The organism is Streptomyces sp. NRRL B-24484, assembly GCF_000717715.1.
Taxonomy (GTDB): Bacteria; Actinomycetota; Actinomycetes; order Streptomycetales; family Streptomycetaceae; genus Kitasatospora.
In genome coordinates this window covers 1-21,321 of the sequence record NZ_JOAI01000078.1, presented here as the reverse complement: position 1 = coordinate 21,321, position 21,321 = coordinate 1, and the positions used below count along the sequence as shown (strand labels likewise).

Here is a 21,321-nt window from a genome sequence, read left to right as displayed (position 1 = left end):
GCTGCGGGGCTCAGGCCGCGGGGAGCTCGTCGAGGCCCTCCTGCACGAGCTTGGCGAGGCGGTCCAGGGCCTGGTCGGCGCCGTCGGCCTCGGAGGCCAGGACGACGGTGTCGCCGCCGGCGGCACCGAGGGCGAGCAGGCCGAGCATGGAGCCGGCGTTCACGGGGTTGCCGCCGTCCTTGGCGATGGTGACGGGCACGCCCGTGGAGGTCACGGCGCGGACGAAGATGGAGGCGGGACGGGCGTGGAGGCCTTCGGCCCAACCGACGGTGACGCGGCGCTCTGCCATGGGACGTGCCTTTCGGTGGTGCTGGGTGGAGCCAGTTGTCTAGACCAGTGTCGCACGTCCGTCGCACGTCCGGAACGGTGCGGCACCCGGCAGTCCCACCTTGGCCCCGCCCGCCGGGCACCGCCGGGCGGCTCGCCGCGGCCCTCGCCGGATAACCTGACGGTTGTGGACGACTCCGGGACTTCACCGCGCACCGAACCGGCCACCGAGCCGGCCACCGAACCGGCCACCGAGCCGGCCACCGAGCAGGGCACCGCACCGAGCACGGACCGGGCCGACGAGAGCGGCTACCCGCAGCACTGGGAGGCCGACGTCCTGCTGCGCGACGGCGGCGCGGCCCGGATCAGGCCGATCACCCCGTCCGACGCCGAGCGGCTGGTCGAGTTCTACGAGCAGGTCTCCGACCGGTCGAAGTACTTCCGCTTCTTCGCCCCGTACCCGCGGCTGTCCGACAAGGACGTGCGGCGCTTCACCCACCACGACTACGTGAACCGGGTCGGCCTGGCCGCGGTGGTGCGGGACCGCTTCATCGCCACCGTCCGCTTCGACCGGATCGACCGGGACGGCCGTCCCTCGACCACCGGCACCGACGCCGAGGTGGCCTTCCTGGTGCAGGACGCCCACCAGGGCCGCGGGGTCGCCTCGGCGCTGCTGGAGCACATCGGGGCGGTCGCCCAGGAGCGCGGCATCCGCCGGTTCACCGCGGAGGTGCTGCCGGAGAACCGCAAGATGGTGAAGGTCTTCACCGACGCCGGCTACACCCAGCACCGCAGCTTCGCCGACGGCGTGGTGCACCTGGAGTTCGACCTGGAGCCGACGGCGGCCTCGCTGGCGGTGATGCGCGGTCGGGAGCACCGGGCGGAGGCCCGCTCGGTGCAGCGGCTGCTGACCCCGCGGTCGGTCGCCGTGGTCGGGGTGTCGCGCAGCCCGCAGTCGGTCGGGCGCGGTCTGCTGCGCAGTCTGGCCGGGTTCCGCGGCGAGGTGTACGCGGTGAACCGGAGCGCGCCGGACGGGACGGTGCTGGACGGGGTGCCGGTGCACCGGTCGCTGCTGGAGATCCCCGGGCCGGTGGACCTGGCGCTGGTGGCGGTGCCGGAGGCGGCGGTGCCCGGGGTGGTGGCGGACTGCGGCGCGCACGGGGTGCAGGGCCTGGTGGTGGTGACGGCCGGGTACGCGGAGACCGGCCCGGAGGGGCGGGACCGGCAGCGGGCGCTGGTGCGGCAGGCGCGGGCGGCGGGGATGCGGGTGGTGGGCCCGAACGCGTTCGGGCTGGTGTCGACGGATCCGGAGCGGCCGCTTAACGCCTCGCTGGCACCGGTGCTGCCTGCCCGCGGCCCGTTCGGGGTGTTCTGCCAGTCGGGCGCGATCGGGGTGGCGCTGCTGGAGGCGGCGCACCGGCGGGGCCTCGGGGTGTCGTCCTTCGCCTCGGTGGGGAACCGGGCGGACGTGTCGGGCAACGACATGCTGCAGTTCTGGGAGGAGGACGCCGCCACCGAGGTGGTGCTGATGTACATGGAGTCGTTCGGCAATCCGCGGAAGTTCACCCGGATCGCGCGGCGGCTCGCGGCCTCGAAGCCGGTGGTGGTGGTGAAGGGGGCGCGGCACACGGGGAGCCTGCCGCCGGGTCACGCGGTGCAGCCGGCGTCGAGCCGGTTGCGGGACGCGACGGTGGACGCGCTGTTCCGGCAGGCCGGGGTGGTGCGGGTGGAGACGATCACCGACCTGTTCGACACGGGGGAGCTGTTGGCGGGGCAGCCGCTGCCGGCGGGGGACCGGGTGGCGGTGATCGGCAATTCGGACTCGCTGGGCCTGCTGACGTACGACGCCTGCCTGGGGAGCGGGCTCAGGCCGCGGTCGCCGGTGGACCTGACGACGGCGGCGACGGGGGAGAACTTCCGGATCGCGCTGGGGACGGCGCTGGGCGATCCCGGGGTGGACGCGGTGATCGCGGTGGCGATCCCGCCGATCGGGGTGCACGGCGGCGGGGCGCCGGAGCCGGACGACGAGCCGGAGGTCGCGGCGGCGCTGCTGGACGCGGGGGTCCGGGCCCGGGAGCTGGGCAAGCCGCTGCTGCTGACGCACCTGGCGCTGGGGGGTCTGGCGGAGCGGTTGCGGGCGGGCCGGATCCCGTCGTTCCCGGCGCCGGAGCGGGCGGTGCACGCCCTGGCGAACGCGGTGCACTACGCCCAGTGGCGACGGCGCAGCGCGGAGGCGGAGCGGACGGCGCGGATCCCGGAGCTGGAGGGGATCGACGAGGCGCGGGCGCGGGCGCTGGTGGAGGGGGCGCTGGGGACGCGGCTGGCGGTGGCGGCGCGGACGCAGCCGGGCGGGGCCCGGTTCACGCTGCCGGAGGCGGACGCGGAGGCGCTGCTGGGCTGCTACGGGATCGCGGTGCGGCCGGTGCTGCCGGCACCGGACGAGGAGTCGGCGGTGCGGGCGGCGGAGCGGCTGGGGTACCCGGTGGCGCTGAAGGCGACGGCGGACCACCTGCGGCACCGGCCGGACCTGGGGAGCGTGCGGCTGGACCTGGACGGCGAGGAGGGGCTGCGGCGGGCGCACCGGGAGTTGGACGCGCTGCTGGGCGGGGCGGCGCAGGCGCGGCTGGTGGTGCAGCAGCTGGCGCCGCGCGGGGTGGACACGGTGATCGGCGCGGCGGTGGATCCTGCCGTGGGCGCGATCCTGAGCTTCGGTCTGGCGGGGGCGCCGGCGGAGTTGCTGGGTGATCTGGCGCACCGGCTGGTGCCGGCGACGGACCGGGACGTGGCGGCGCTGATCCGGGAGGTGCGGGCGGCTCCGCTGCTGTTCGGCTGGCGGGGGGCGGATCCGGTGGACACGGGGGCGCTGGAGGAGTTGCTGCTGCGGGTGTCGCGGCTGGTGGACGACCTGCCGGAGGTGGCGTCGGTGGATCTGGAGCCGGTGGTGGTGGCGCCGCAGGGGTTGGCGGTGCTGGGGGCGGTGGTGCGGATCGCGCCGCTGCCGGTGCGGACGGATCTGGGTCCGCGGGCGATGAGCAGCCTGTAACCTTGCTTGGCTGCGCCGCTCGGCGGCGCTGACCAGCCCCCCGCAGGGCGGGCCCGGCAAGGCGGGTCCGGAAGCTCGGCGCAGTGCCGCCCGCTTCGTCGGCGGGACATGCCAGGATGGAGACATGGCCAAGACCGGTACGACCACCACGCAGGACCTGCGGTCCGCGATCGAGCGCAGCGGCTACTACCCGGCCCTGGTGTCCGAGGCCGTGGAGTCCGCGGTGGGCCCCGAGCCGATCAGCTCCTACCTGGTGCACCAGGAGACGACGTTCGACGCGAACGAGGTGCGCCGGCACGTGACGGTGCTGGTGCTGACCCCGTCGCGCTTCGTGGTGAGCCACACGGACGAGCAGAACGGCGATGCGGCGACCCCCGTCCCGTACGCGACGACGTCGACCGAGAGCGTCCGGCTGGACCGGATCAATTCGGTGGTGGTGAGCCGCATGGTGGCGAACCCGGAGACGTACACGCCGGGGACGCTGCCGCGCGAGGTGGTGCTGACGATCGGCTGGGGTGCGGTGCAGCGGTTGGACCTGGAGCCGGCGGGCTGTTCCGACCCGAACTGCGACGCGGACCACGGGTACACGGGTTCGGCGACGGCGGACGACCTGTCGCTGCGGGTGTCGGAGGCGGGTGACGGCCCGGAGACGGTGTCGCAGGCGCTGGTGTTCGCGCGGGCGCTGTCCGAGGCGACGATCGCCGACCGGGTCTGAGGCCGCCGTCACGCATGCTCGGTTACGACGCCTTCGAGATCCTGGATCCTTCTGACGCGCCGGCCCCGGCGTACGGCTGCGGTTCGCTGGCGGACCTGCTGCCCGCGGTGGCGGCCGGCCTGGGCGTGCCCGGGTTCGAGAGCGGGCTGCCGCTGGAGCCGGCGGACCGGGTGTGCGTGTTCCTGGTGGACGGCATGGGCTGGGAGCTGGTCCGCCGGCATCCGGAGTACGCGCCGTTCCTGACCTCGCTGGCGGCGGGGGCGAGTCCGATCACCTCGGGGTTCCCGTCGACGACGGCGACCTCGCTGGCCTCGGTGGGGACGGGTCTGACGCCGGGGGTGCACGGCCTGGCCGGGTACACGGTGCGGGTGCCGGGCCGGAACGAGCTGATGAACCAGCTGCGGTGGGTGCCGCCGGTGCCGCCGCGGGAGTGGCAGCCGCATCCGACGGTGTTCGACCGGGTGTCGCGGGCGGGTGTGGCGACGGCGCAGGTGTCGTCGCCGCTGTTCGCGCAGACGCCGTTGACGCAGGTGGCGCTGTCGGGCGGGACGTTCCTGGGCCGGACGACCGGCGAGGAGCGGATGGACCTGGCGGCGCGCTGGCTGGCGGAGAACGACCGGGCGCTGGTGTACACGTACGTGAGCGAGCTGGACGGTGCGGGGCACCGGTTCGGTGTGGACTCCGACGAGTGGCGGATGACGCTGAACACGGTGGACCGGCTGGTGAAGCGGCTGGCGGAGCAGTTGCCGCCGCGGTCGGCGCTGTACGTGACGGCGGACCACGGCATGATCGACATCGCGCCGGAGGACCGGATCGACTTCGACGAGGACTGGGAGCTGTCGGCGGGCGTGGCGCTGCTGGGCGGCGAGGGCCGGGCGCGGCACGTGTACGCGGTGCCGGGTGCGGCGGCCGACGTGCACACGGTCTGGAGCGAGGTGCTGGGCGACCGGATGTGGGTGGCCACCCGGGAGCAGGCGGTGGCGGCCGGCTGGTTCGGTCCGGTGGTGGACGAGCGGGTGCTGCCGCGGATCGGCGACGTGGTGGCGGCGGCGCGGGACGACATCGCGGTGATCGCTTCGCGGAACGAGCCGGGGGAGTCCTCGATGGTCGGCCTGCACGGGTCGATGACCGCGGTGGAGCAGCTGGTGCCGCTGCTCGACGTCCGTACCTGATGCTGTTCGTACCGCCCGTCCCCCGATCGAAAGGCCCTCGTCCCACCCATGGCTGAACTGGTGTTCTTCTCGGGCACGATGGACTGCGGCAAGTCGACGCTGGCGCTGCAGATGGACCACAACCACGCGGCGCGCGGCCGCCAGGGCATCATCTTCACCCGGCACGACCGGGCGGGTGCGGCGACGATCTCCAGCCGGCTCGGGCTGCGGGCGGACGCGGTGGAGGTCGCCGACGACTTCGACTTCCAGGCGCACGTGGTGCACCTGCTGTCGGCGGGCGGCAAGGCGGACTACCTGATCTGCGACGAGGCGCAGTTCTTCTCGGCGGAGCAGATCGACCAGTTGGCCCGGGTGGTCGACGAACTCGGCATTGACGTCTACACGTTCGGCATCACGACGGACTTCCGGACGAAGCTGTTCCCGGGTTCGCAGCGGCTGATCGAGCTGGCGGACCGGGTCGAGGTGCTGCAGGTGGAGGCGCTCTGCTGGTGCGGGGCGCGGGCGACGCACAACGCGCGGACGGTCGGCGGCGTGATGGTCGTCGAGGGCGCGCAGGTGGTGGTCGGCGACGTGGCGGTCTCGGAGGACCAGATCGGCTACGAGGTGCTCTGCCGGCGCCACCACCGTCGGCGGCTGACGGCGGCGACGGCCAGGGCGTCGGTGCTCTCCCCCGACGTGCTGCCGTTCGAGGGCTGACGGTCCGCCGGGAGCGCCACGGCTTGCCACAATGGCGGACATGACTTCTTCGGGCGTTTCCCCGCTGATCTCCGTCGACGAGCTGGCCGCCGCCCTTTCGGGCCCGCGTCCGCCCGTCCTGCTCGACGTCCGCTGGCAGTTGGGCGGCCCGCCCGGGGCGGGCGAGTACGCGGCCGGGCACCTGCCCGGTGCGCACTACCTGGACCTGGACACCGAGCTGGCGGCCCCGCCGGGGCCGGCCGGCCGGCATCCGCTGCCCGACCCGGGGGTGCTGGGCGCTGCGCTGCGCCGGGCCGGGGTGTCGTCGGGCCGTCCGGTGGTGGTGTACGACGCGGGTCCGGCGATGTCGGCGGCGCGGGCGTGGTGGCTGCTGCGCTGGGCGGGTCACGACGGGGTGCGGGTGCTGGACGGCGGTCTGGCGGCGTGGCGGGCGGCCGGGCTGCCCGAGTCGGTGGAGCGGCCGGCCGACGGGGCGGGCGACTTCGTCCCGGTGCCGGGGTCGCTGCCGACGGTGGACGCGGACGGTGCGGCGGAGCTTGCGCGCAAGGGCGTGCTGCTGGACGCCCGGGCGGGCGAGCGGTACCGGGGCGAGGTGGAGCCGATCGATCCGCGCGCGGGCCACGTCCCGGGTGCGGTGTCGGCGCCGACGACGGAGAACGTGGCGGCGGACGGCACCTTCCGTCCGCGGGAGGAGCTGGCGGCCCGGTTCGCCGCGCTGGGTGCGGACGGTTCGGCGCCGCTCGGCGTGTACTGCGGCTCGGGGGTGACGGCGGCGCACGAGCTGCTGGCGATGGAGAGCGCGGGGATCACCGGCGCGGTGCTGTACCCGGGCTCGTGGAGCGAGTGGTCGGGCGACCCGGCCCGCCCCGCGGCGACCGGCGAACTCCCGGGCTAGGCCCGATACCGGTGCTCCCGGCGAATGCGGCTCGCCCCTGAGGACGGGCACCAGGACAGCAGCAGGGGCGGCCTCCCGTACGGGAGGCCGCCCCTGCGGCGTGTGTGGTCCTGCTACTCCTGCTTCTTGCGCCGGCTGCCGAAGACGATCTCGTCCCAGCTGGGCACGGTGGCGCGGCGGCCGGGGCGGACGCCGTCGGCCTCGGCCTGCCGGTCGGTGGTGCCGACCAGCCGCTCGCGGTGCGGCGCGACCGCCCGCGGCATGAGGATGTCGGCGTAGGCCGAACCGGCGCCGACGCTGGCCGCGGGCGCGGCCGGCTCCTCGGCCTCCTCCGGCTCCTCGGCGGTGACCGGCTCCGGCGCGGGGCCGATCGCGAGGTCGCCGCGGTAGGCGGGCACCACGTCGAGCAGGCTGGTCAGCGAGTCGCGGTTCTCCGCGGACGCCTCCCTGGCCTCGCGGACCTCCCGGCCGGACATGATCCGGTCGGCGGAGGGCCGCTCGATCATCGCGCGGGCCGGCCGCTCCTGGGGGAGTCGGGCGATCCGCGGGATGAACGGGAAGACCGAGTCCTCGTCGCGGTCGACGTTCTCGCCGATCAGGGCGCGCGCCTCGTCGTCGTTCGGCTGCACCAGCCGGCGCGGAGGGTCGTACGTCCAGCTGGCGCGGCGGTGCTCGCCGTCCGCGCGGTAGCCGAGGATGACCTCCCAGGTGCCGTCGTCGCGACGCCAGGAGTCCCACCGCTCGGTGTCCTTCTCGGCGGCGCGCAGGGTCAGCCGCTCGGCGACGGCCTCGCCGAGCTGCGGGCCGGTGGACTCGCCGTGTCGGCGGATCGCGGTCTTGCGGGCGCGCTCGGCCATGAAGGCGCGCTCGGCCAGCACCGGGCCCTCGAAGCGGCGGACCCGCTCGACGGAGATACCCGCCGCCTGTGCGACCTCCTCGGCGGAGGCACCGGCTCGTATCCGCGCCTGGATGTCACGGGGCCGCAGGTGGCTCTCGACCTCGATCTCGATCTGGCCGAGGCGCGGCCGGTCGCCGCGGATCGCGGCACGCAGCCGCTCGTCGATGGGGAGGGTGTACTCCGTGCTGTCGGCAGCCTTGAGCACCAGCCGTGTGCCGTCGTTGCTGACGGCCACGACGCGCAGTTCGGGCACGGTTACCTCCCGGGTGGTGCCTGCCGACGTCACCTGCGTCGCTGCTCCCGTACTGAGTGTGGCCTGCCCGCCTGCGACTGGCCACAACCTTGCAGAGTTACCCGGCGTGTCGGGCTCATGCCCGGGCACGCCGCTGTGGCACGGTTGCCTGTTCGCCACGTCGCCGGTCGACGTCGCGCCCGGGCCCCTCGGCCACTGTCAGACGGGCAGTCAACAGGGACGCCGAAGGCTCAGGCCCCACGAACAGTACTCCATTCGTGGCACCCAGCGGAGCGGCTCGCCGCTCAAGTCTCCCCCGATTCACCGGAATCTCAAGAGTGGCCACACCGTTGAGCGCTTCGCGATCGCCGAACGGTGATCATCTTCACATATATCGACCGGCCGGAAGCAGAATTTCGCCCGTTGTGTCCCGCGCCGTGCAGGATCGACAGAATTGTTCGAGTCTCCGGCAGGTGACCGAGGAACTGCTTCCGATCCTCCGTCAGTCCCCGAGCACCCGGCGGAGGTAGTCGTTGGCGAACACCCGGCCCGGGTCGACCTTGTCCCGCAGCGCCGTGAAGTCGCCGAAGTGCGGGTACGCACCGGCCAGGTACTCGGCGTCGCGGGTGTGCAGCTTGCCCCAGTGCGGGCGCCCCTGGTGCGCCGTCATGAGCCGCTCCACCTCGGTGAAGTAGCCGCTCCCGGCGGTGCCCCGGTACAGGTGGACGGCGATGTAGACGCTGTCGCGGCCGCTCGCGGTGGACAGCCACAGGTCGTCGGCGGGCGCCACCCGGACCTCGACCGGGAAGCTGATCCGCCAGTCGGAGCGCTCCACCAGTGCCTTGAGCTCGCGCAGCACGGTGGTCGCGGCCTCCCGCGGCACCGCGTACTCCATCTCGATGAAGCGGACCTTGCGCGGGCTGGTGAACACCTTGTACGCGGTGTCGGTGTAGGTGCGCTCCGACCAGGCCCGGCCGGCGACCTGGGCGATGGTCGGGATCGCGGCGGGGAAGCGCCGGCCGATCCGGCAGGCGCCCTCCCAGACGGTGTTGGACAGGAAGTCGTCGTCCAGCCAGGCCCGGAATCCCGGCAGCGGCGCGGCCGGCCCCGGGCTGCGGTTGTTCCGCTTGGTGGTGCACAGATCGGTGTGCGGGAACCAGTAGAACTCGAAGTGCTCGTTGACCGAGGCCAGGTCGTCGAAGCCGGCCAGCACCTCGTCGAAGCGCATCGGCTTCTCGTGCGCGGTCAGCAGGAAGGCCGGCTCCACGGCGAAGGTCAGCGCGCTGACCACGCCGAGGGCGCCGAGGCCGAGCCGGGCGCCCTGGAAGAGCTCCGGGTCCTCGGTCGGGGAGCAGGTGCGGATGCTGCCGTCGGCGAGGACGATCTCCACCGCGCGGATCTGTGCGGCGAGCGAGCCGGAGTCCCGGCCGGTGCCGTGGGTGCCGGTGCTGGTGGCGCCGGCCACGGTCTGCACCTCGATGTCGCCCATGTTGGTCAGCGAGAGGCCCGCCGCGGCGAGCAGCCGGTTGAGGCGGGAGAGCGGCAGTCCGGACTCGACGGTGACGGTGCCGGCCTCGCGGTCCAGCGAGCGGACGGCGGTCAGCGCGTCCGGGCGCACCAGCACGGCGTCGCCGGCCGAGGCGATCGCGGTGAAGGAGTGGCCGGAGCCGACCGCCTTGACCCGCTGCCCCTGTTCGGCGGCCCGGCGCACCGTCTCGGCGATCTCCTCGGCGGAGCCGGGCGAGACCGCCCGGGCGGGCCGGGCGGTCTGGTTGCCGGCCCAGTTGCTCCAGGTGCCGGTGGTGGTGCCGTGGGGCATGCCGAGTGCCTCCTGCTCACGAACTACCAGTGGGTAGGGTGAGCGTAGTCACTCGGATGCCGCCGGTCCATGCCCCGAAGGACCCCGTTCGGCCCGAGGTCACCGGCCCGCGGGGGTGCCCACCGGCTCCGGCTCGGGGGAGCGCAGCCCGCCCCGCAGCCGGGGCAGCCCGGCGAGCGCCGCGACCGCCGCCAGCAGGGCGGCCGCGACCGGCACCCAGTAGGCGGTGGCCGCGCCCGCGGCGTCCACCACCCAGCCCGCCGCCGAGGAGCCGAGCGCGACGCCGATCGCGAGACCGGTGGTCGTCCAGGTCATCCCCTCGGTGAGCTTCGCGGCCGGGACGAGCCGCTCGACCAGCGCCATCGCGGTGATCATCGTCGGGGAGATGGACAGGCCCGCGACGAACAGCGCGGCGCCGATGCCGGCCAGGCCGGCCGTGCCGTGCAGCAGCGACGCGGCCAGCACCAGCGGCAGCATGCCGACCGCCATCGCGCCGACCCCGCCGAGGAACCGCTTGGCCAGCGACCCGCGCGGCCGGAACGCACCGAACACCACCCCGGCCAGGCAGGAGCCGAGCGCGTACACGGCGAGCACCAGGCTGGACGCTGCGGTGTGCCCCTGCTCCTTCGCGAAGGCGACGGTGACCACCTCCACCGCGCCGAAGATCGCGCCGGTCGCGACGAAGGTCAGCACCAGCACCTGCAGCCCCGCCGAGCGGATCGCCGACCCGCCGTGGTGGTGCGCGGCCGGATGGACGGGCGGCTCGGTGGAGCGCTGCGCGCAGAACCACACCACGCCGACCAGCAGGAAGACGGCGGCCAGGGCGACACCGGCCTCCGGGAAGAGCGAGGTGGCGAGCCCGATCGACAGGATCGGCCCGACGATGAAGCAGACCTCGTCCATCACCGCCTCGAAGGAGTACGCGGTGTGCAGCCGGTCCGGCCGGTCGCTGTACAGGTGTGCCCAGCGGGCGCGGACCATCGAGCCGGTGCTCGGCATCACGCCCATGCCCGCGGCGAAGAGGAAGAGCGTCCAGTCGGGGGCACCGAGCCGGGCGCTCGCCAGCAGGCCCGCCGCGGCGGCCACGGCCGCCGAGGTGGCCGGCAGCGCGACCCTCCGCTGCCCGTACCGGTCGACCATGCGGGAGACCTGCGGTCCGAGCACCGCCGCGGCCGCCGCGAGGACGGCCGAGACCGCGCCGGCGATCCCGAACGAGCCGCGGAGCTGGGCGAGCATCGTGACGATGCCGATGCCGGTCATGGAGATCGGCAGGCGCGACACGAAGCCGCTGGACGAGAAGGCCAGACTGCCGGGCGCGGCGAAGATCTGGCGGTAGCTGGACAGCACTGGTGCTCCGCAGGAGTGGGTAAGGAACGTCGTTCGTATGGACAGCTTACGAACAGCCCGCGCCCGCCCGCGAAGAGATTTCCGGCGGACGGGTGGCCCGGCACCGGCAGGACCCCGCCGGGTGGCAGGATCGGAGCCATGTCCGACTCGCGCACCGCCACCGACCACGCCCCCTACGACGCGCTGCTGCTGCTCTCCTTCGGCGGCCCGGAGGGGCCGGAGGACGTCGTGCCGTTCCTGGAGAACGTCACCCGCGGCCGGGGCATCCCCAAGGAGCGGCTCGCCGAGGTCGGCAAGCACTACTTCCTGTTCGGCGGGGTCAGCCCGATCAACGAGCAGAACCGGGACCTGCTGGCGGCACTGCGCAAGGACTTCGCCGAGCACGGCCTCGACCTGCCGGTCTACTGGGGCAACCGCAACTGGGCGCCGTACCTGGCCGACACCCTGAAGGAGATCGCCGCCGACGGCCACCGCCGGGTCCTCACCCTCGCCACCAGCGCCTACGCCGGCTACTCCGGCTGCCGCCAGTACCGCGAGAACCTCGCCGACGCCCTCGCCGGACTCGCCCGCGAGGGCCTGCCGGCGCTGCGCGTCGACAAGCTGCGGCACTTCTACAACCACCCCGGCTTCGTCGGCCCGATGATCGACGCGACCCTCGCCGCCCTCGCCGAACTGCCCGAGGAGGTCCGCGCCGGGGCGCACCTCGTCTTCACCACGCACTCGATCCCGAACGCGATGGCCGACGACTCCGGCGCCCCCGACGACCCGGCCCGCGGCACGCCCGGCGGCGCCTACGTCGCCCAGCACCTCGACGTCGCCCGGCTGGTCGCCGAGGCCGTCGCCGCTGCCACCGGCGCCGCAGACCGCCCCTGGGAGCTGGTCTACCAGAGCCGCAGCGGCGCCCCGCACATCCCCTGGCTGGAGCCCGACGTCTGCGACCGGCTGGAGGAGCTGCACGCCGCCGGCGCGCCCGCCGCGGTGATGGTGCCGATCGGCTTCGTCTCCGACCACATGGAGGTCAAGTACGACCTCGACACCGAGGCCGCCGCGAAGGCCGCCGAACTCGGCCTGCCGGTCGCCCGCGCGGCCACCGTCGGCGCCGACCCGCGGTTCGCCGCCGCCGTCCGCGAACTCGTCCTGGAGCGCGCCGCCGCCGAACGCGGCGCCGCGGTCGACCGCCGCGCCCTCGGCGCCCTCGGCCCCAGCCACGACGTCTGCGCCGCGGCCTGCTGCCCCAACCCGCGCGCCCCCCGGCCCGCGGCCGCCGAACAGTGACCCGCACCCCGAACCCGGGAGGACCCCGCGTGACCGGCACCGTGCCGACCGACCCGCTGACGGCCGAACTGCTCGCCGTCGCCGAGGAGGCCGCCCGCGCCGCGGCCGAGCTGCTGCACCGCGGCCGCCCCGCCGACCTCGGCGTGGCCGCCACCAAGTCCAGCCCCGTCGACGTGGTCACCGAGATGGACCTCGCCTCCGAGAAGCTCGTCCAGGAGCTCATCGCCGCCCGCCGCCCCGAGGACGGCTACCTCGGCGAGGAGGGCACCGACCGGCCCGGCCGCAGCGGCGTCCGCTGGGTCGTCGACCCGCTTGACGGCACCGTCAACTACCTGTACGGACTGCCCTCCTGGGGTGTCAGCGTGGCCGCCGAACTGGACGGCGAGGCCGTCGTCGGCGTGGTCGCCGTGCCCGCCCGCGGCGAGCTCTTCCGGGCCGTCCGCGGCGGCGGCGCCGACCTCGACGGCCGCCCCCTCGCGGTGCGCCCCGCCCCGTCCCCGGGCCAGGCGCTGGTCGCCACCGGCTTCAACTACGTGCGGTCCGAGCGGGCCCACCAGGCCGAGGTGCTGCTCGCCCTGATGCCCGAGGTCCGCGACATCCGCCGGGCCGGCGGGGGGGCCCCCCCCGCGGCCCCCCCCCCCGCCCCCCCCGCCGACGGCGACCTCGCGGTGGCCGCCGTCCCCGGCGTCTTCGAACCGCTCCAGGCCCGCCTGGAGGCCCTCGGCGCCTGGCACGGCTGACCCCCGGCCCCGGCCCGGGCACGGCGGAGGGCCCGCCACCACCCCGAGAGGGGCGGCGGCGGGCCCTCGTGGCCGTCGGACGGAGCCGTACGGCCGGGCGCGCCCGGGCAGTGAATGGGCCCTGGCACGCGGGAGGTGCCAGGGCTCGCTGATTCGAACTGCGATGTGGTGTCGCTGTGGTTCCGGTACTGCGGAGCCCCGCGGGGGCGGGGCGGGTGTCGGTCCTGCGGCCGGGTCAGGCAGCCGACCGGTGCATCTCGTGCACCGGGTCGATGCCGTGCTCGGCGGCCAGCCGACGCAGGTCCTCCAGCTCGGACTGCTCGACCTCGGCCAGGAACTCGTCCCCGGACTCGAGAGCGCGGTGGAGATCCTGCTCGGCGTTCTGTATGCGCTGCAGGATTCCGGCGGTGAAGGCGTCCATACGGCCCCCTTGCTGTGTCGGACGGGCACGGGCCCGCATGCTCCCCGGTTCGGTGGACGTGCCACGGGACGCCGTACGATCCGGACGCTGCCGGCCCCGGTGGGCGCGGAGACGGCTCGTCGGCCGCTCCCGATGACGTGACCCCCGATCCGGTGCGGATGAGCACACGGCGGGTGGGTGCGATCCGCGCACGGCGCGATCGCGTGTGAGCTTGTCCTCCCCAACCGCGCGCCGGGGAAACCTCCCCGCTGCCGGAAAGTTGCCCGTGTCACAGTCCAACCGGAGGGAACGCTCTCGTTCCGCTCCGGCGCCCGCCCACCGCCGGGGGACGTCCTCGCAGGTCAACCTACCGGACGCGGCCCGCCGCGGTCGGGAACGGCTCGGAATCGGCCGCTTACAGCTGCTTTACCCGCGGACCAGGCAGGATGGAGGCACCGTCGGGGCCGTGCGCAGTGCGCGGCTCCGTGCCCGGCGCTCCACGGCCCGCACGGGCGGACAGCACGGCGGGGGGCCGATCGGATGAAGGGACAACCACCGTGCGGGTACTCGTCGTCGAGGACGAGCAGCTGCTCGCCGAGGCCGTGGCCACCGGGCTGCGCCGCGAGGCCATGGCCGTCGACGTCGTCTACGACGGGGAGGCGGCCCTGCAGCGGATCGCGGTCAACGACTACGACGTGGTCGTCCTCGACCGCGACCTCCCGCTCGTCCACGGCGACGACGTGTGCCGCCGGGTCGTCGAGCAGGGGCTCGCCACCCGCGTCATCATGCTCACCGCCTCCGGCGACATCAGCGACCGCGTCGAGGGCCTGGAGATCGGCGCCGACGACTACCTCCCCAAGCCGTTCGCCTTCAGCGAACTCGTCGCCCGGGTACGGGCGCTGGGCCGCCGCGCGACCGTCCCGCTGCCGCCGGTCCTGGAGCGCGCCGGCATCAGCCTCGACCCGGGCCGCCGCGAAGTGCTCCGCGACGGCAAGCCCGTCCAGCTCGCCCCCAAGGAGTTCGCCGTCCTGGAGGTGCTGATGCGCGCCGGCGGCGCCGTCGTCTCCGCCGAACAGCTCCTGGAGAAGGCCTGGGACGAGCACACCGACCCCTTCACCAACGTCGTCCGCGTCACCGTGATGACCCTGCGCCGCAAGCTCGGCGACCCGGCCGTGATCGTCACCGTGCCCGGATCCGGCTACCGCATCTGACCCGGCACCGGCGGGCCGGCCGCACCGGCCGCCCGCCCGCGCCCCCCGCCCCACCGGCACCGCCGACGGGGCCACCGCCCCACCGCAGCACCCGAGAGGACAGGCCATGACCACCCCGCCCCCCGCCGGCGGGGCCCCCGGCGCGCCCGCCGGCGGCCCGGGCCCGGTCCAGCAGCACCCGGCCCGCACCCCGCTCGGCGCGGCCGCCGCGGAGCGGACCGCCACGCACTACCACCCCGGCGACGGACTGTTCGCCTGGCTGTCGCTCCGCCCCACCGTGCGGATCAGGCTCACCCTGCTCTACGGCGGGATGTTCCTGATGGCCGGCGTCGTCCTGCTGCTGCTCATGTACTACTTCGTCCGCGAGGCCATGCAGAGCGCCACCCTGCCCACCCTGCGGCTGGGCCCCGGCGTCTCCCTCACCACCCCGGACGGCGAGGTCATCAACAGCCAGGCGGAACTCACCCGCTGGCTGAGCCACTACCAGGACATCGAGGCCGAGCGTTCGCTCAACACCCTGCTGCGCAAGGCCCTCACCGCCCTGATCTGCCTCGCCGTGATCGCCTTCGCGGCCGGCTACGCGATGGCCGGCCGGGTGCTGCGCCCGCTCGGCCGGATGACCCGCACCGCCCGCGAGGTCGCCAGCTCCGACCTGCACCGCCGCATCCAGCTCGACGGCCCCGACGACGAGCTGAAGGAGCTCGCCGACACCTTCGACGACATGCTGGACCGGCTCGACCGCTCCTTCGACTCGCAGCGCCGCTTCGTCGCCAACGCCTCGCACGAGCTGCGCACCCCGCTGGCGATCAACCGGACGCTGCTGGAGGTCCAGCTCGCCGACCCGGAGGCCTCGACCGAGCTGCAGCAGCTCGGCAAGACGCTGCTCGCCACCAACGAGCGCAGCGAGCAGCTCGTCGAGGGCCTGCTGCTGCTCGCCCGCAGCGACAACGAGATCACCGACCGGCGCCCGGTCGAGCTCTCCGAGGTCGCCCTGCGGGCCATCGAGCAGCTGAAGCCCGAGGCGGCGACCCGCGAGGTCGAGCTCCGCTCCGAGCTCCACCCGGTGACGGTCTCCGGCAACGGCGTGCTGCTGGAGCGGATCGCGCTCAACCTGCTGCAGAACGCGGTGCGCTACAACACCCCCGACGGCTGGGTGGAGATGTCCAGCGCCCCCGCCCCGGGCGGCGTCGGCGAGCTGGTCGTCTCCAACACCGGTCCGGTGGTGCCCGGCTACGAGATGGAGCACATCTTCGAGCCGTTCCGCCGGGTGAAGGGCGCGGACCGCACCCGCAGCGACAAGGGCGTCGGCCTCGGCCTGTCCATCGTCCGTTCGGTGGTCCGCGCGCACGGGGGGACCATCGAGGCCACTCCGCGGCCCGGTGGCGGCCTGACGATCCGGGTCCGCATCCCTGGGCCCTGAGACCCCGCCGCGCCCCGCTGGACCCCTCTCCAGGGCCTCCTCGGGGCCCTTCCGGCCACCCCCCGCCGCCGTCCCGGACTACTCCTGGACGGCGGCGGCGGCCGTTGGGGCCACCCCGCCGCACGCCGTCGCGCCGCTCCGTGGGCGACCGATCACCGACCGCCCCCCCCCCGCCGCCCCCGCCAGCCGTGTCAAGACGACATAAGCGCTGGCAGGGGGCGGCTTGTCTTTTGCCGCCGAAACAACTTACGGTGTCGTAACCTACGCAGCCGTAGGTGGGTCGACCCGGACGGCCTCCGCGTCCGCCTCCGCGCTCGTGCCACCCCGCCCCCGTCCCCGTTCCGTCACCGTCCGTGCCGCCGCCGTCGGCCCATCCCGCCCGACGCGCCGGACGCCGCACACAGGAGCACCAGCCGTGACCATCGCACCCGTCCAGCGCACCGCACCCCCCGCGTCGACCGCCTGGACCGACGCCAAGCTGATCCTGGCCCTCGAAGAGGTCGTCGAGAACGAGCTGAACCGGCACCTCAAGATCGCCAAGGAGTGGATGCCCCACGAGTACGTGCCGTGGGGCCAGGGACGGGACTTCGACGGCGTGCTCGGCGGCGAGGCGTGGGCGCCCGAGCAGTCGAAGGTGACCCCGCTGGCGCGGATCTCGCTGGTGGTCAACCTGCTCACCGAGGACAACCTCCCCAGCTACCACCACGAGATCGCGACCATGTTCGGCCGCGAGGGCGCGTGGGGCACCTGGGTGCACCGGTGGACGGCCGAGGAGGGCCGGCACGGCATAGCCATCCGCGACTACCTGCTGGCGACCCGCGCCGTGGACCCGGTCGAGCTGGAGCGGGCCCGCATGGCGCACATGTCGGAGGGCTTCGAGTCCGACAACGCGCACAGCATGCTGCACTCGGTCGCCTACGTGGCCTTCCAGGAGCTCGCGACCCGCATCGCGCACCGCAACACCGGACACCACTCCGGCGACCCGCTGTGCGACCAGCTGCTGGCGAAGATCGCCAACGACGAGAACCTGCACATGGTCTTCTACCGGAACCTGCTGAAGGCGGCCCTGGAGATCGCCCCGGACGAGGCGATGAGCGCCATCACCGAGGTCGTCACCAACTTCCGGATGCCCGGCCACGGCATGCCCGGCTTCGAGCGCTCCGCCGCCCAGATCGCCATCGGCGGTGTCTACAACCTGCGCATCCACCACGACGACGTGCTGCAGCCCGTGCTGCGCCACCTGAAGGTCCTGGAGACCACCGGGCTGGGCGGGTCCGGCCAGCAGGCCCAGGAGCAGCTCGGCGCCTTCCTGGACGGCCTGGACGCCCAGGCCACCAAGTTCGACGAGCGGCAGGCCGCGCTGCTCGCCCGCCGCGCCGCCGCGGCCGCCGCGAAGGCCTGATCCGGCCGTCCCGGCGCCCCGGCGCGGGCGTCCGCGGGGTGGTCGGGCTGCACCTGGAATGTCCGGGATCCTCCGGAAAGGTGTGAGATGTGACCAAGTTCACATCGGGCCATTCGATGCATCCCCGCGGCGCCGCACGGCGCTCGTCCCGCAGTCGGGCGCCGTGGCGCAGGGTGACTGCCGCCGGCCCGCCGGCAAATGTCGATCTGTCGCCAAATGTGCTGTGGCCAGGGTCAATTGGTGAAGGAGCGGCGGGGTCGCTGCTACCCAAGGTAGTCGCGCCGGGGTGGTGCCGGCCCGGGCGGGCCGAGCACCCGGTGGAGTGTTCGAACCCCGTTCGGTCACCCCAACGGGTCCGAAACTGGGTGTCGATTGAGTAACGGGGCTTGAAGTAAGGCAAAATCTCCGCCTCGGGTCGGGCACAAGACCGACCCCCCATGCGTTACGTGCGCTGGAGATACCGCACACACCCAAAGGGGGAGAGCGAAAACATGGCTACGGACTACGACACCCCACGCAAGACCGATGACGACCTCAACGAGGACAGCATCGAGGAACTGAAGGCGCGGCGGAACGAGAAGACGACCGGTTCGGTCGACATCGACGAGTTCGACGCGGCGGAGGGTCTGGAGCTCCCCGGCGCCGACCTCTCGAACGAGGAGCTGTCGGTCCGGGTGCTGCCGCGCCAGGCCGACGAGTTCACCTGCATGAGCTGCTTCCTGGTGCACCACCGCAGCCAGCTCTACAGCGAGAAGAACGGTCAGCCGATCTGCCGGGACTGCGGCGCCTGAGCACGGTGCGGACTGGCCCGGGCCCGACGCCTCACCGTCGGCCCGGCAGGCCACCCCGCCGGCCCTGGGCAGCAAGGCCGGAGGCAGCAGACGCGGGCCCCGTACGGGGGCCGCACCCGCAGGCCGGGCGCCTGCGACCACAGGAGCAATGGGACGGTCCGCAACCCGCGGAGCCGTCCCTCCTCCGTTTCCGGGCCCGTCGGCGGCACGTCCGCCCGGGCCCGGCCGCCGTCCCGCCGCGGCTCAGCGCTGGGCGGCCCGGCGGGCGCCCTGCAGCGCGTCGGCCAGTTTCTGCGGCGACCGCGTGGACAGGTACAGGTACGGCGTCGGGTCGGACGGGTCGGTGACCTCCACCCGCAGCGCGGTCGGCACGTAGCTGCGGAGCAGCATGAAGGCCCGCGGGTCCGCCTTCACCCCGCGCCAGGCGACCGCCTCGGCCGGGTTGAGCACCTCGGCGGCGCCGAGCGCGTCCACCGGGATGCGGGCCTGCCCCGCCACCAGCGAGCCCTGGACCACCCGGATCCGGGCCGAACCGTAGGAGCTGAGCGCGGCCGCACCGGCGGCGATGCCGACCACCAGGCCGATCAGGGCCCCGAGGCCGCTGAAGCGCAGCAGGATCAGGCCGAGGGACAGGCCCGTCACGAGCGGGAGCAGCCACCAGGACCGCGGGACGGTGAGGCGTTCGTCGTACATGCCCCCTATTGTGGGCGCCCGCACGGCCGGGCCCGCCCACGCCCCTCCCGTCGCTTGCTACTGGCGGGTAGCATCGCGGCCGTGACCGGTTCCACCGCCCCCGCCCCCGCGCCGCAGAGCGCCCCCGTGCCGCTGCCCGGCCCCGCCGCCCCGACGCCGACCACACCGCCGGCCGAGGCCGTGCTGCCGCCCCGTGCGCCCGGCGCGCCGGCCCCCGGCACGCCGATCGGACCCCACTACGACCTCTGCTTCGGCTGCGGCCCCGAGCGGGCCGACGGCCTGCAGCTGACCGCGGTGGCCGGCGAGGGCCTCACCGTGGACGCCAGGTTCACCGTCCGCCCGGTCCACCAGGGCGGCCCCGGCCTCGCCCACGGCGGCCTGCTCACCACCGCGATGGACGAGACGCTCGGCACCCTCAACTGGCTGCTGCACGCCCCCGCGGTGACCGGCCGGCTGGAGACTGACTTCGTCCGCCCGGTGCCGGTCGACACCGAGCTGCACATCCACGCGTGGGTGACGGGCGTGCACGGCCGCAAGGTCTACAGCGCGGCCGAGGGACGCATCGGGGGCCCCGACGGGCCGGTCGCCATCCGGGCACAGGCACTCTTCGTCCAGGTGAAGCTGGAACACTTCACCACGCACGGTCGTCCCGAGGACATCAAGAAGGCCTTGGACGACCCGGACCTGTTCAAGCGCGCCAGAGCCTTCGAGGTGAACCCGTGACCAGCACTGCCCGTCCGCCGGTGGACGTCCTGATCCGGCGGATCGACGCCGATCTCCCGATGCCCGGCTACGAGCACCCCGGCGACGCCGGAGCCGACCTGCGCACCACCATCGACGCCGAACTCGCCCCCGGCGAGCGGGCCGTCCTGCCCACCGGTGTCGCCATCGCGCTGCCGGACGGCTACGCGGCGTTCGTGCACCCGCGTTCGGGCCTCGCAGCTCGTTGCGGAGTTGCCCTTGTGAACGCCCCGGGGACGGTCGATGCCGGGTACCGTGGTGAGATCAAGGTGATCGTCGTCAACCTGGACCCGCGCGAGGCCGTCAGCTTCCGTCGAGGGGACCGCATCGCCCAGCTGGTCATCCAGCAGGTGGAGCGGGCTCGTTTCCACGAGGTGGCCGAGCTGCCCGGGTCGGCGCGAGCCGAAGGCGGGTTCGGGTCGACCGGCGGCCACGCCGCGGTCTAGCATGCCCGCGGTCTCGCAGTAGCCGAGCAGGTATTCGCTTCGGTCTTGGATTCGGTCCTGGACCGGGAAGGACAGTGACCGTGTTCCGTCGTCGCCACAAGAGCGAGGACGCTGTCGAGCAGCTCGCCGAGGACGCCACCAGCGCCGACGAGACGGCCGATGACGTCGAAGGTTCCGCCGAGAGCGAGAACGACACCGAGCTGGACCCGGCCGACCGGGTCGGCCTGCCGCCGGCCCCGCGCCCGGACGGGCCGTGGGACGTCTCCGAGCTCGAGAATCCCGAGGAGGGGCGGGTGGACCTCGGGGGTCTGCTGGTCCCCGGGGTCGAGGGCATGGAGCTGCGGGTCGAGGTCGCCGGTGACGCGATCGTCGCCGCGACCCTCGTCCTCGGCAACAGCGCGATCCAGCTGCAGGCCTTCGCCGCCCCCAAGTCGGAGGGCATCTGGGGCGAGGTCCGCGAGGAGATCGCCAACGGCATCACCCAGCAGGGCGGTCTGATCGACGAGGAGGAGGGCACGCTCGGGTGGCACCTGCGCGCCCAGGTCCCCGTCCAGCTGCCCGACGGCGCCCACGGCGCCCAGCTGGTGCGGTTCGTCGGCTGCGACGGCCCGCGCTGGTTCCTGCGCGGTGTGATCTCCGGGCAGGCCGCCGTGCAGCCCGAGATGGCCGGCATCCTGGAAGAGGTCTTCCGCCAGACCGTCGTGGTCCGGGGCGAGGCGCCGATGGCGCCGCGCGACCCGATCGTGCTGAAGCTCCCCGAGGACGCCCAGATGGTGGCCGACGGCGCCCCCACCGAGGGTGGCGACCAGCGCTACAGCGCCTCGCTGGACCCGTTCGCCCGCGGCCCGGAGATCACCGAGGTCCGCTGAGCCGAGCCCTTCGCCTCCGCCCGGTCCGACACCGGGCGGAGGCGATTTGCTTGTGGGCCCCCGGGCCCCGTACAGTTCCGGAGTCGCGCCGAGAGGGGCGACGAAAAGCGAGTCGAAGGAAAAACGCCCGGTGAAACGGGCCGGAAATCCTCTGATAAGCTGGGAACACGAAAGAGCGAAACGCCCGGAGGGTCCGCTGGAAGGCGGTCCGAAGGAAGTGTCCGTTCCTTGAGAACTCAACAGCGTGCC

The 21,321-nt window shown here is 74.0% G+C and carries 20 protein-coding genes; 14 read left to right on the top strand and 6 right to left on the bottom strand.

The annotated features are described in order from the left end of the window. Window positions 1-10 precede the first annotated feature (10 nt). Window positions 11-289, bottom strand: coding sequence for an HPr family phosphocarrier protein (locus IE98_RS0139745; RefSeq protein WP_030277381.1), 279 nt, complete (start codon window positions 287-289; stop codon window positions 11-13). A 315-nt stretch (window positions 290-604) separates the two neighbouring features. On the opposite strand from IE98_RS0139745, the gene IE98_RS0139740 reads away from it, so the two are divergent. The 5 genes from IE98_RS0139740 (at window position 605) to IE98_RS0139720 (ending at window position 6,788) form a co-directional block, all read left to right on the top strand. Then, a complete protein-coding gene (locus IE98_RS0139740; protein ID WP_030277379.1) occupies window positions 605-3,310 on the top strand; it encodes a GNAT family N-acetyltransferase in 2,706 nt (901 codons plus the stop codon). Between the two features lie 124 nt (window positions 3,311-3,434). Next, window positions 3,435-4,025, top strand: a complete 591-nt coding sequence (locus IE98_RS0139735; protein ID WP_030277377.1) for a DUF5998 family protein — start codon at window positions 3,435-3,437, stop codon at window positions 4,023-4,025. A gap of 14 nt (window positions 4,026-4,039) precedes the next feature. Continuing rightward, complete coding sequence (locus tag IE98_RS0139730; RefSeq protein ID WP_030277375.1) at window positions 4,040-5,197, top strand: alkaline phosphatase family protein; 1,158 nt, start codon at window positions 4,040-4,042, stop codon at window positions 5,195-5,197. 48 nt (window positions 5,198-5,245) lie between these two features. Further along, entirely contained in the window at window positions 5,246-5,893 is a 648-nt protein-coding gene (locus tag IE98_RS0139725; protein WP_030277373.1) for a thymidine kinase, read from the top strand. 40 nt (window positions 5,894-5,933) lie between these two features. After that, window positions 5,934-6,788 (top strand): sulfurtransferase, encoded by an 855-nt coding sequence (locus IE98_RS0139720; protein WP_106976838.1) that lies wholly within the window; start codon window positions 5,934-5,936, stop codon window positions 6,786-6,788. 113 nt (window positions 6,789-6,901) lie between these two features. On the opposite strand, the gene sepH is transcribed toward IE98_RS0139720, so the two are convergent. The 3 genes from sepH to IE98_RS0139705 all read right to left on the bottom strand — a co-directional run bounded on the left by sepH (window position 6,902) and on the right by IE98_RS0139705 (window position 11,084). Next, complete coding sequence (gene sepH, locus IE98_RS0139715; RefSeq protein ID WP_078661677.1) at window positions 6,902-7,972, bottom strand: septation protein SepH; 1,071 nt, start codon at window positions 7,970-7,972, stop codon at window positions 6,902-6,904. Between the two features lie 448 nt (window positions 7,973-8,420). After that, on the bottom strand, window positions 8,421-9,737 hold the full coding sequence (locus tag IE98_RS0139710) for a D-arabinono-1,4-lactone oxidase (protein WP_030277368.1): 1,317 nt from the start codon (window positions 9,735-9,737) through the stop codon (window positions 8,421-8,423). A 99-nt stretch (window positions 9,738-9,836) separates the two neighbouring features. Then, window positions 9,837-11,084 (bottom strand): MFS transporter, encoded by a 1,248-nt coding sequence (locus IE98_RS0139705; protein ID WP_030277367.1) that lies wholly within the window; start codon window positions 11,082-11,084, stop codon window positions 9,837-9,839. 138 nt (window positions 11,085-11,222) lie between these two features. On the opposite strand from IE98_RS0139705, the gene IE98_RS0139700 reads away from it, so the two are divergent. Together IE98_RS0139700 and IE98_RS0139695 are read left to right on the top strand one after the other, a co-directional pair. Next, window positions 11,223-12,359 (top strand): ferrochelatase, encoded by a 1,137-nt coding sequence (locus IE98_RS0139700; RefSeq protein WP_030277366.1) that lies wholly within the window; start codon window positions 11,223-11,225, stop codon window positions 12,357-12,359. A gap of 29 nt (window positions 12,360-12,388) precedes the next feature. Next, a complete protein-coding gene (locus IE98_RS0139695) occupies window positions 12,389-13,099 on the top strand; it encodes an inositol monophosphatase family protein (RefSeq protein WP_052391563.1) in 711 nt (236 codons plus the stop codon). Window positions 13,100-13,334: 235 nt separating this feature from the next. On the opposite strand, the gene IE98_RS0139690 is transcribed toward IE98_RS0139695, so the two are convergent. Next, window positions 13,335-13,520 (bottom strand): hypothetical protein, encoded by a 186-nt coding sequence (locus IE98_RS0139690; RefSeq protein WP_030277363.1) that lies wholly within the window; start codon window positions 13,518-13,520, stop codon window positions 13,335-13,337. 536 nt (window positions 13,521-14,056) lie between these two features. Here IE98_RS0139690 and IE98_RS0139685 point away from each other — a divergent pair. The 4 genes from IE98_RS0139685 to IE98_RS0139670 all read left to right on the top strand — a co-directional run bounded on the left by IE98_RS0139685 (window position 14,057) and on the right by IE98_RS0139670 (window position 18,323). Beyond that, window positions 14,057-14,710 (top strand): response regulator transcription factor, encoded by a 654-nt coding sequence (locus tag IE98_RS0139685; protein ID WP_030277361.1) that lies wholly within the window; start codon window positions 14,057-14,059, stop codon window positions 14,708-14,710. A gap of 106 nt (window positions 14,711-14,816) precedes the next feature. Then, entirely contained in the window at window positions 14,817-16,130 is a 1,314-nt protein-coding gene (locus IE98_RS0139680; protein WP_030277360.1) for a sensor histidine kinase, read from the top strand. A gap of 415 nt (window positions 16,131-16,545) precedes the next feature. Next, window positions 16,546-17,532 (top strand): acyl-ACP desaturase, encoded by a 987-nt coding sequence (locus IE98_RS0139675; RefSeq protein ID WP_030277358.1) that lies wholly within the window; start codon window positions 16,546-16,548, stop codon window positions 17,530-17,532. A 491-nt stretch (window positions 17,533-18,023) separates the two neighbouring features. Then, window positions 18,024-18,323 carry a DUF4193 domain-containing protein gene (locus tag IE98_RS0139670; protein ID WP_030277357.1) on the top strand — a complete coding sequence of 100 codons (300 nt, stop codon included), beginning with the start codon at window positions 18,024-18,026 and terminating at the stop codon, window positions 18,321-18,323. 243 nt (window positions 18,324-18,566) lie between these two features. Here IE98_RS0139670 and IE98_RS0139665 read toward each other — a convergent pair whose 3' ends face one another. Further along, a complete protein-coding gene (locus tag IE98_RS0139665; RefSeq protein ID WP_030277355.1) occupies window positions 18,567-19,016 on the bottom strand; it encodes a DUF3093 domain-containing protein in 450 nt (149 codons plus the stop codon). A gap of 132 nt (window positions 19,017-19,148) precedes the next feature. Between IE98_RS0139665 and IE98_RS0139660 the strand changes: the two genes are divergently transcribed. From IE98_RS0139660 to IE98_RS0139650, 3 genes are all read left to right on the top strand, one after another. After that, window positions 19,149-19,739 carry a PaaI family thioesterase gene (locus IE98_RS0139660; RefSeq protein ID WP_030277353.1) on the top strand — a complete coding sequence of 197 codons (591 nt, stop codon included), beginning with the start codon at window positions 19,149-19,151 and terminating at the stop codon, window positions 19,737-19,739. Beyond that, a complete protein-coding gene (dut, locus tag IE98_RS0139655; RefSeq protein WP_030277351.1) occupies window positions 19,736-20,203 on the top strand; it encodes a dUTP diphosphatase in 468 nt (155 codons plus the stop codon). The genes IE98_RS0139660 and dut overlap by 4 nt, the downstream gene beginning before the upstream one ends. 80 nt (window positions 20,204-20,283) lie before the next feature. After that, complete coding sequence (locus IE98_RS0139650; protein ID WP_030277349.1) at window positions 20,284-21,072, top strand: DUF3710 domain-containing protein; 789 nt, start codon at window positions 20,284-20,286, stop codon at window positions 21,070-21,072. The last annotated feature ends 249 nt before the right edge of the window (window positions 21,073-21,321 follow it).